General features: G+C 70.7%; 1 protein-coding gene. It reads left to right on the forward strand.

The genetic code is table 11. The features are described from left to right. Positions 1–11,589, forward strand: an 11,589-nt coding sequence (locus tag A5702_RS08465) for a non-ribosomal peptide synthetase (RefSeq protein WP_156669529.1), incomplete at both ends; no start/stop codon positions are given.

Below are 11,589 nucleotides of genomic sequence, written 5' to 3' on the forward strand. Positions count from 1 at the left end.
GCATCTACGCCGACGTCCTGGGCCTCGAGCGCGTCAGCACCGACGACTCCTTCTTCGAACTCGGCGGCGACAGCATCCTGGCGCTGCAGGTGGTCTCGCGAGCACGCGCCGCCGGCCTGACGTGCCGGCCCCGGGACGTCTTCGTCGAGCAGACCGTCGCCCGCCTGGCCCTGGTGGCCGGGGTGGCCGACGGCGAGCCCGCGGTCGTCGACGAGGGCCTCGGGCCGGTGCGGGCCACCCCGATCATCCGCTGGCTGGAAACGGCGAGCGGCCCGATCGATGAGTTCAACCAGACAATGGTGCTGCAGGCTCCCGCCGGAGCGCAGGAGGCCGACGTGGCCGCCGTGCTGCAGGCCGTGCTCGACCGGCACGCCATGCTGCGGGCGCGGGTCGACGACGGCGACGGGTGGTCGTTGTGGGTGCCCGAGCCCGGATCCGTCGACGCGGCCGGGTGCCTGCGGGCGGTGGATGCGCTGTCCGACGCGGCGGTGGTCGAGGCGCGATCGCGGCTGAACCCCGTCACCGGGGCGATGCTCAGCGCGCTGTGGGTCCGGCCCACCGGCCAGCTGGTCTTGATCGTCCACCATCTCGCCGTCGACGGCGTGTCGTGGCGAATCCTGTTGGAGGACTGGAACATCGCCTGGGTCCAGCAGCGGGGCGGACAGCCGGCCCCCTTGCCCGCGGGCGGGACGTCGTTCGCCCGATGGGCGAGGCTGCTCGACGAACACGCGCGACGGCCCGAGGTCGTCGAACAGGCGGCCGCCTGGACGCGGATCGCGGCCACCCCGCCCGCCCTGCCGGCGGCCCGTCCCGACGCCGACACCTACGCCACCGCCGGGAAGTTGTCGGCGGCTTTGGATGTCGAGGCGACGCGCACGCTGCTCGGCGAGGCGCCCGCGGCGTTTCACGCCGGCGTGCAAGACATTCTGCTGATCGCGTTCGGGTTGGCGTGGGCGGAGTTCCTGGGGGATGGCGCCGGCCCGGTCGGCATCGATGTCGAGGGCCACGGCCGCCACGAGGAGCTCGCACCCGATGTCGACTTGTCCCGCACGGTCGGCTGGTTCACCACCAAATACCCTGTGTCGCTGGCGATCAGCGTGCCGTCCTGGGACCAGGTGCTGGCCGGGGAGCCGGCGCTGGGCGCCGCGATCAAGGACGTGAAGGAACAACTTCGCGCGGTGCCGCACCCACTGACGTACGGCGCGCTGCGTTACCTGAACGGCGATGTCGCGCTGGACGGCGCCGACCCGTCGATCGGGTTCAACTATCTGGGGCGCCTCGTCGCGGGGGCCGAACTGTCCGATGAACTGTGGCGGCTGGACCCACAAAGCCTGACCCTGACGGAGGCCGCCGCGGCGGTCCCAATGTCGTTGGCGCACACCGTCGAACTCGACGCCGGCACCGTCGACACCGACGAGGGGCCGCAGCTGCACGCCAACTGGACCTGGGCGTCGTCGGTCCTCGACGAGGCACAGGTCGGCCGGCTGAGCCGCCTGTGGTTCGACGCCCTGCGCGGCATCTGCGCGCACGTGCGGGCCGGTGGCGGCGGGCTCACGCCGTCGGACATCGCGCCCGCCCGCCTCAGCCAGCGGCAGATCGACGAGCTGCACCAGCGCTACGACGTCGCCGACATCCTCCCGCTGTCCCCGCTGCAGCAGGGCCTGCTGTTCCACTCCAGCACCGGCGGCGACGAAATGTACGCGGTGCAACTGGATTTCACGCTCGAAGGGCCCCTCGACGCCGAGCGCCTGCACGACGCGGTGCGCACGGTGATCAACCGGCATCCACATTTGGCGGCCAGGTTCTACGAGCGGTTCGACGAGCCGGTGCAGATCATCCCAGCCGATCCCGTGGTGCCGTGGCGCTACGTCGCCCTCGAGACCGAGCAGCAGATCGAGCGGCTGTGCGCCGACGAGCGCGCGGCGGTCCGCGACCTGGCCGACCAGCCGCCGTTGCGGGTCGCGGTGGTGCGCACCGCGGCGGAACGGCACCGGCTGGTGCTCACCAACCACCACATCGTGCTCGACGGCTGGTCGCTGCCGATCCTGCTGCGCGAAATCTTCACCACCTACTACGGCGAGCGGCTGCCCGCGGCCGCGCCCTACCGCAGCTTCGTAACCTGGCTGGCCGATCGGGACCTCGACGCCGCCCGCGCGGCCTGGGCCGCCGTGCTCGCCGACTTCGACACGCCCACATTGGTCGGCCCCACGGACCGACTGGGGCAAGGGCAGCGCGGCGCCGCGGTGTTCCGCGTGCCGGAGGAAACCACCGGCGCCCTCCCCGATTTGGCGCGCTCCTGCCACACCACCGTCAGCACCGTCCTGCAGGGCGCCTGGGCGCTGCTGCTGACCTCGCTGACCGGCCAGCGCGACGTCGTCTTCGGCACCCCGCGGTCCCGCGTGGGCCAGCTCGAAGTGGCGGAATCCATGGTGGGGTTGTTGATCAACACCGTGCCGGTGCGGGCCGACATCACCGCGACAACCACCGCCGCGGACCTGCTGCGCCAGCTGCAGGACGCCAACAACGACACGCTCGAGCATCAACACCTGGCGCTCAGCGACATTCATCGCCTCACCGGCCACGAGCAGCTCTTCGACACCCTGTTCGTCTACGAGAATTACCCGATCGGCGACGGCATGCAGCTGGGACCCGACGGGCTGTCGATCGCCGACTTCACCAACCGTGAGTACAACCACTACCCCCTGACCATGGAGGCCCTGCCGGGCCGCGAACTCGGCCTGCACGTCGAGTTCGACACCGGCGTGTTCGACGCCGCGAGCATCGAGGCGCTCGTCGAACGGTTCCGGCGGGTGCTGGCGGCGATGACCGCGGATCCCACCCGGCGCCTATCGGCCATCGAACTGCTCGACCGCGACGAGCGAGACCTGGTGCTGGCCCGGCTGTCCGGCGCCGGTGTCACCGCACCGGTCGCGGTGGCGCCGGACCTGTTGGCGGCGGCGGTGGCGACCAACCCGGACGCGGTGGCGGTGGTCGACGGCGAACGGCAGCTGTCGTACCGCGAGATCGACGAGTGGTCGACGCGACTGGCGCGGGCGCTGATCGACGCGGGTGTGGGCCCGCAGCGCGCGGTGGGCGTGGCCATCGATCGTTGTGTGGAACTGGTGGTCGCGTGGTGGGCGGTGGCAAAGGCGGGCGGCGTTTACGCGCCGGTGGACTCCGACCACCCCGTCGAACGCGTCGCCACCGTGCTGGACGCCGCCGGGGCGGTCTGCGTATTGACCTGTGGCACGGACGAACTGGCGGGCGCCGGGGGCCGGCCGGTGCTGCGCATCGATGCGCTGGACGTGTCCGCCCGCAGCGCCCAGCCGATCACCGACGCCGAACGGTCGGCGGCCCTGACGGTACGGGACACCGCCTATGTGATCTTCACGTCGGGCTCGACCGGTGCCCCGAAAGGCGTGGTGGTCAGCCACGCCGGCCTGCTGGGATGGGCTACGGCGCAACGTGATTCGTGCGGCCTGAGCGCGGACACGCGGGTGCTGATGGTGGCCTCGCCGACCTTCGACGCGTCGATCGGTGAGATGTTGTTGGCGGCGAGGTCGGGGGCTGCGCTGGTGGTGGCGCCGCCGCAGGTGTACGCCGGGGAGCCGTTGACCGCGTTGCTGCAGAGCCAGCGCGTCAACGCGGCTTTCCTGACCCCGACGGTGCTCTCGTCGCTGGATCGAGCCCGGCTGGACGGGTTCGACAGGCTGATGGTCGGCGGCGAGGCCTGCCCGGCGGAGTTGGTGGCGGCCTGGGCACCGGGTCGGCGCTTGTTCAACGTCTACGGTCCCACCGAAGCCTCCATCTGGATCACCTCCAGCGCCCCGCTGTCGGCCGACGGCCCGGTGCGCATCGGCCGTCCGATCCCGGGCGTGTGCGCCACGGTGCTCGACGCCTGGCTGAAACCCGCTCCGATCGGGGTGGTGGGCGAGCTGTATGTGAGCGGCCCCGCGCTGGCGCACGGCTACCTGGGGCGGGTCGACCTGACCGCGGAGCGGTTCGTCGCAAATCCCTATGGGGCCGTGGGGGAACGGATGTACCGCACCGGCGACCTGGTGCGCTGGACCCGCGACGGGGACCTGGACTTCGTCGGCCGCGCCGACGCCCAGATCAAGCTGCGGGGCCAGCGCATCGAACTGGGCGAGATTGAAAACACCCTGCTGGCCTGCCCGCACGTCACCCAGGCCGCCGTGACCGTCCGCGACGGCGCCACCGGTTCTCATCTGGTCGCCTACGTCACGCTCGATCACAACACCAGCGCCGACCATGACGCGGACAACGTCGAAGAGTGGCAGAACCTCTACGACGACCTGTACGGCGCGGAACTCGAATCCCGCTTCGGCATGGACTTCCGCGGCTGGAACAGCAGCTACACCGGCGACCCGATCCCGCTCGATGAGATGGTCGAGTGGCGTGCCGCGACCGTGGATCGCATCATGGCCCTGCAGCCGCGGCGCGTGCTGGAGATCGGCGCGGGTTCGGGATTGTTGCTGTCGCAGATCGCCCCGCGGACCGAACAGTATGTCGCCACGGATTTCTCGCCGGTGGCCATCGACAACCTGGCGCGCTCGCTGGAGCAATTACAACCTCAGTGGCGTGACCGGGTCGAACTGCTGACCCAGCCGGCCCATGTCACGGATCACCTGCCGCGGGGACACTTCGACACCATCGTCGTCAACTCGGTCGTCCAATATTTCCCCAACGCGGGCTATCTCGCCGAGGTGATCGACAACGCGATGACCCTGCTGGCGCCGGGCGGGACGTTGTTCATCGGCGACGTGCGTAACCACGCCCTGCAGGGCGCTTTCCAGACCGCGATCGTGCTGACGCGGGCCGGCGAGGCCGCCAGCGACACCGACGCCGCCGAAATCCGCCAGCGTGTTCGCCACGCCATGCTCGGCGAGACCGAATTGCTTTTGTCGCCGGAGTTTTTCACCACCTGGGCCCTCACCTGCCCGGCCGCCGGCGGGCTCGACATCCAAGTCAAACGCGGATTCGCCGACAACGAACTGAACCGGTTCCGCTACGACGTGGTCATCCACAAGGCGCCCGCCGAGGTCCGCTCGGTGGCGACCGCACCCACCTGGCCGTGGGCGCGGTGCGCCGGCCCGGACGGGCTGCGCGACGAGTTGGCGTCGCGGCGTCCCGCCGTCGTCCGCATCACCGACATCCCCCAGGCGGGAGTGGCCACCGACGTCGGCGTCGAAACCGCGCTCGCCGCGGGCCAACCGGTGGCTGAGGCGCTCAGCCAGGCCGCCCCCGACGCGGCCGTCGCCGAGGACCTGCACCGGATCGGCGAGGCCATCGGTTATCGGGTCGCGGTGACCTGGGGCGCTCAGCGCGGCACGCTCAGCGCGGTTTTCGTCGACGACGGTGACCAGCCGGGCGCGCCCTTGACCGACCTCTATCTGCCGCCGTCCGGCACCCGGCACCGCACCCGCCACGCCAACGACCCCCGCACCAACACCAAGATCGGCGAGGTGCGCGATCGGCTGAACGCGTGGTTGCCCGAGTACATGGTGCCGACACACATTGTGGCGCTCGAGGAATTCCCGCTGACCTCCTCGGGCAAGCTCGACCGCAAGGCCCTGCCCGAACCGGACTACCAGGACGTGGATCGCTACCGCGCCCCGGCCACCGCGGTGCAGGAGATCCTGGTCGGCATCTACGGTCAGGTTCTCGGGCTGGAACGCGTCGGCGTCGACGACTCGTTCTTCGACCTGGGCGGGGATTCGCTGTCGGCGATGCGATTGATCGCCGCGGTCAACAGCAGCCTGAATGCGAACCTCGGGGTGCGGGCCGTTTTCAACGCGCCCACCGTCGCCGAGCTGGAGTTGCTCATCGGCGACGAAGCAAACCGGCCGCAGCCGCTGGTGGCGGGGGAGCGCCCCGAGGTTATTCCGCTGTCCTTCGCCCAGAGCCGGCTGTGGTTCATCGACCAATTCCAGGGCCCCTCACCGATGTACAACGTCACGGTCGCGCTGCGCCTGCGCGGACGCCTGGACGCCGAAGCCCTCGGTGCGGCGCTCGCCGACGTGGTGGCCCGCCACGAAAGCCTGCGCACGGTGTTCGCGGCGACCGACGGAATCCCCCGTCAGGTGGTGGTTCCCGCCGAGCGAATCGGCTTCGCCTGCGACCTCGTCGATGCCCGCGGCTGGCCGGACGACCGGTTGCGCGAACGCATTGCGGAGGCGGCTCGGTACACCTTCGACCTGGCGAACGAAAGCCCGTTGCACACCGCGCTTTTCACCATCAGCGACGACGAACACATCCTGGCCGTCGCGGTGCACCACATCGCCGCCGACGGTTGGTCGATCACCCCGTTCGCACGCGACCTCGGGGTGGCATACGCCAGCCGGTGCGCGGGGGAGGCGCCCGACTGGGCCCCACTGCCGGTGCAGTACGCCGACTACACGCTGTGGCAGCGCGCGCATCTCGGCGACGTGGAGGACGGCGGCAGCCGCATCTCGGCCCAGTTGAACTTCTGGGCGGACGCGCTCGCCGGCCTGCCGGAACGCCTACAGCTGCCCACCGACCGGCCCTACCCGCCGGTCGCCGACCACCGCGGCGCCCGCCTGGCCGTGGACTGGCCGGCGGAGTTGCAGCAACACCTCCGCCGGGTCGCCCGCGAGCACAACGCGACCAGCTTCATGGTGATCCAGGCCGCGTTCGCGGCGCTGCTCGCGCGGGTGGGATCCAGTGACGATGTGGCAGTGGGCTTCCCGATCGCCGGGCGCTCCGAGCCCGCGCTCGATGACCTGATCGGATTCTTCGTCAACACGTTGGTGCTGCGGGTCGACCTGAAAGAGCTCGGCGGGGACCCGACGTTCGCGGAGCTGCTCGCGCAGGTGCGCCGCCGCAGCCTGGCCGCCTTCGAGCACCAGGACGTCCCCTTCGAACTGCTGGTGGAGCGGCTCAACCCCACCCGGAGCCTGACGCATCATCCGCTGATCCAGGTGCTGCTGGGCTGGGAGAACTTCCCCGGGGAGGCCACCGCTCCCGCGGGCGGGCTGGCCCTGGGCGACCTGCAGGTCACCCCAATACCGTTGCACACCAACACCGCTCGCATGGATCTGACGTTCTCGCTGGCCGAACGCTGGACCGAGACCGGTCAGCGCGCCGGCATCGCCGTGACGGCCGAATATCGCACCGACATCTTCGACGCCAAGACCGTCGAGGGACTGATCGAGCGGCTGCAGCGGCTGTTGACGGCGGTCACCGCCGAGCCGCAGCGCAGATTGTCGTCGGTGGACCTGCTCGATGCCGGCGAGCACGCGCGCCTGCAGGAGTGGGGCAACGCCGGCGTGCTGGCCCGGCCGGCCACTCCGATGTCGGTCCCGTCGCTGTTCGCCGCGCAGGCGGCCCGCACGCCCGACGCGGTGGCGCTGGTCTGCGAGGGCCGGTCCATGACCTACCGCGAGCTGGACGAGGCGGCAAACCGGTTGGCGCGACTGCTCATTCACCTCGGCGCGCGGCCGGGCGAACGGGTGGCGCTGCTGTTTTCGCGGTCGGCCGAGGCTATCGTGGCGATCCTGGCCGCGCTCAAGTCCGGGGCGGCCTACCTGCCGATCGACCCGGCCCTACCCGCGGCCCGGATGGAGTTCATGCTCACCGACGCGGCGCCGATCGTGGCGGTCACCACCGCCGCGCTGGCCGACCGGCTGGACGGGTGCGACCTGACGGTCGTCGACGTGCACGACCCCGCCGTCGACGACCAGCCCGGCACGGCGCCACCCGCGCCGGCACCCGACGACCTGGCGCACATCATCTACACGTCCGGCACCACCGGCGTGCCCAAAGGCGTTGCGGTGACGCAACACAACGTCGCCCAGCTGTTCGACGCCCTGCAGATCGGCATCGAGCTGGGGCCGCAACAGGTGTGGACCCAATTCCACTCGTACGCCTTCGACTTCTCGGTGTGGGAGATCTGGGGCGCGCTGCTGCACGGCGGCCGCCTGGTGGTGGTGCCCGAGCCGGTCTCGCGTTCGCCGGAGGAATTCCACGCCCTGCTGATGCGCGAGGGCGTGACGGTGCTGACCCAAACCCCTTCCGCGGTAGGCATGTTGCCCACCGACGGTTTGGACGGGACCGCGCTGGTGATCGGGGCCGAGCCCTGCCCGCCCGAGTTGGTGGACCGCTGGGCGCCCGGGCGAACCATGGTCAACGTCTACGGTCCGACCGAAACCACGATGTGGGCGTGCAAGAGTGCGCCGCTGCGGGCGGGATCGGGCTTCCCCCCGATCGGCTCGCCCGTCACGCGCGCGGCATTCTTCGTGCTCGACGAATGGCTGCGGCCCGTGCCGGCCGGCGTGGTCGGCGAGCTGTACCTGGCCGGTGACGGGGTGGGCGTCGGCTACTGGCGCCGATCCGCGTTGACCGCGTCCCGCTTCATGGCGTGCCCGTTCGGTGCGCCCGGAACCCGCATGTATCGCACCGGCGACCTGGTGTGCTGGGGTCCCGACGCGCAGCTGCGCTACCTGGGCCGCGCCGACGAGCAGGTCAAGATCCGCGGCTACCGCATCGAACTCGGCGAGATCCAAGCGGCGCTAAGTGGTTTGGCGGGCGTCGAGCAGGCGGTGGTCGTCGCCCGCGAGGACAGCCCCGGCGAGAAGCGCCTGGTGGGTTACGTCACGGGAACGGTCGACGTCGCCACGGCCCGGGCCGCACTGGCCGAGCGACTCCCCGCGTACATGGTCCCGGCGGCCGTCGTCGCGCTGCCCGGGCTGCCCATGACGGTCAACGGCAAGCTCGACACCCGCGCCCTGCCGGCGCCGGACTACCGAGACGTCGACAATTACCGCGCCCCGACCACCGCGGTCGAGGAGATCCTCGCCGGCATCTACGCCGATGTGCTCGGCGTCGACCGCGTCGGCGTCGACGACTCGTTCTTCGACCTCGGCGGCGATTCGCTGTCCACGATGCGCCTCGTCGCGGCGATCAACAGTTCCCTGGACACCGAACTGCCGGTGCGCGTCGTGTTCGAGGCGCCGACGGTCGCGCAGCTGGCGCCCCGCATCGACCAGGGCGCCGGCCGCCTCCAGCCACTGGTGGCCGCCGAGCGGCCGGCGGTGATCCCGCTGTCGTTCGCCCAGAGCCGGTTGTGGTTCATCCAGCAGTTACAGGGGCCGTCGCCCATCTACAACATGGCGGCCGCGCTGCGGCTGACCGGAAGCCTCGATGCCGACGCGCTGCGCGCGGCCCTGGCCGACGTGGTGCGCCGCCACGAGAGCCTGCGCACCGTATTCCCCACGCACGAGGGAACGCCCCGGCAGGTCGTCATCCCCGCCGACGACGTCGATTTCGGTTGGGACGTCGTCGATGCCACCGCGTTCTCGGCCGGCGAGCTGGACGAGGCCGTCGGGGCGACCACGCACTTCGCCTTCGACCTCGGCACCGAAGTACCACTGCGCGCAAGGCTTTTCGCTCTCGGCGAGCGGGAACACCTGCTGGTGATCGTCGTGCACCACATCGCCGCGGACGGCTTGTCGCTCACACCGCTGGCCGCGGACTTGAGCGTGGCGTACACCAGCCGTTCCGCGGGGCGGGTCCCCGGGTGGACCGACCTGCCGGTGCAGTATGTCGACTACACGCTATGGCAGCGCGCGCAATTCGGCGAACTGGACGACACCGCCAGCCCCATCGCCGCCCAGTTGGCGTACTGGCAGGACACCCTGGCCGGCATGCCCGAGCGCTTGCAACTGCCCACCGACCGGCCCTACCCACCCATCGCCGATCAGCGCGGCGCCAGCGTCGCCGTGGCCTGGCCGGCCCACTTGCAGCAGCAGGTCCGCCGGGTGGCCCGCGAAAACAACGCCACCACCTTCATGGTGGTGCAGGCCGCCCTGGCGGTGCTGTTGTCGAAAATCAGTGCCAGCGCCGATGTTTCGGTGGGCTTCCCGATCGCCGGCCGCCGTGACCGCGCGCTCGACCAACTCGTCGGCTTCTTCGTCAACACGCTGGTCCTGCGCATCGACCTGGCCGGCAACCCCAGCTTCACCGAACTGCTGGGACGGGTTCAGACGCGCAGCCTGGAGGCCTTCGAACACCAGGACGTGCCGTTCGAGCTCTTGGTGGAACGGATCAACCCGACCCGAAGCCTCACCCATCACCCGCTCGTGCAGGTGATGTTGGCCTGGCAGAACTTCGCCGGGCACGACGATCCCGCCGCCGGTTTGGCCCTCGGCGACCTCGAGGTGAGCTCCGTGCCGCTCGACAGCGATTCCGCCCGAATGGATTTGGTGTTCTCACTCGCCGAGCGCTGGGACGAGCACGGCGAGCCGGCGGGCATCGGCGGCCGGGTGGAGTTCCGCACCGACGTGTTCGACGCGCACACTATCCAGGCGCTCGTCGACCGCCTGCAGCGCGTGCTGACGACCGTGACCGCCGACTCCGGCCGCGTGCTGTCGTCGGTGGATGTGCTCGACGGCGCTGAGCGCGCTCGGTTGGATGTGGTTGGCAATCGGGCGGTTTTGAGTCAGCCGGAGCCGGAATCGGTGTCCGTGCCCGGCTTGTTCGCCGCGCAGGTGGCCCGTGCGCCGGAGGCGGTGGCGCTGGTCTGCGGGGACGTGTCGATGACCTACCGCGAGCTGGATGCAGCGTCGAACCGGTTGGCGCGCCTGTTGATGGCCCGCGGTGCGGGCCCGGGACAGACGGTGGCGCTGCTGTTTTCGCGGTCCGCCGAAGCGATCGCGGCGATCCTGGCGGTGCTCAAGACCGGGGCGGCCTACCTGCCGATCGACCCTTCTTCCCCGGATACCCGGATGGCGTTCATGGTCGGTGACGCGGCCCCGGTGGTCGCGGTCAGCACCGCCGATCTGGCCGGGCGATTCCAGGTCCACGGTGTGCCCGTCGTCGACGTCGACGATCGGCGCCTCGACACCTTGCCCGGCACCGCGTTGGCGGAGCCGGACGCCGAGGGGTTGGCGTATGTGATCTACACCTCGGGCACCACTGGTGCGCCCAAAGGTGTTGGGGTGACGCATCGCAACGTGACGGCGTTGATCGGATCGCTGGATGCCGGGTTGCCGGCGCCGGGGGTGTGGTCGCATGCGCACTCGCTGGCTTTCGACGTGTCGGTGTGGGAGATCTTCGCCCCGCTGTTGCGGGGTGGGCGGCTGGTTGTGGTGCCCGAGTCGGTGGCGGGTTCGCCGGCGGACTTCCATGCGGTGCTGGTCGCCCATGGGGTCGATGTGCTGACCCAGACCCCGTCGGCGCTGGCGATGCTGGACCCGGCCGGCCTGGACGGGGTGGCGCTGGTGTTGGCCGGGGAGGCCTGCCCACCGGAGGTGGTGGACCGCTGGGCGCCGGGTCGGGTGCTGGTCAATGCCTATGGGCCGACGGAGACCACGATGTGTGTGGCGATCAGCAGCCCCCTGCAGGCCGGTTCTGGGATACCACCGATCGGGTCCCCGGTGTCCGGCGCGGCGCTGTTCGTGCTCGACGAGTCGTTGCGCCCCGTTCCCGAGGGGGTGGTCGGGGAGTTGTACGTGGCCGGATCCGGTGTGGCTACCGGCTATCTGGGCCGGGCGGGGTTGACCGGGGCGCGGTTTGTGGCGTGTCCGTTCGGCGGGGTCGGCGCGCGGATGT

The organism is Mycobacterium sp. E3339 (assembly GCF_001666915.1).
In the GTDB taxonomy this organism is placed as follows: domain Bacteria; phylum Actinomycetota; class Actinomycetes; order Mycobacteriales; family Mycobacteriaceae; genus Mycobacterium.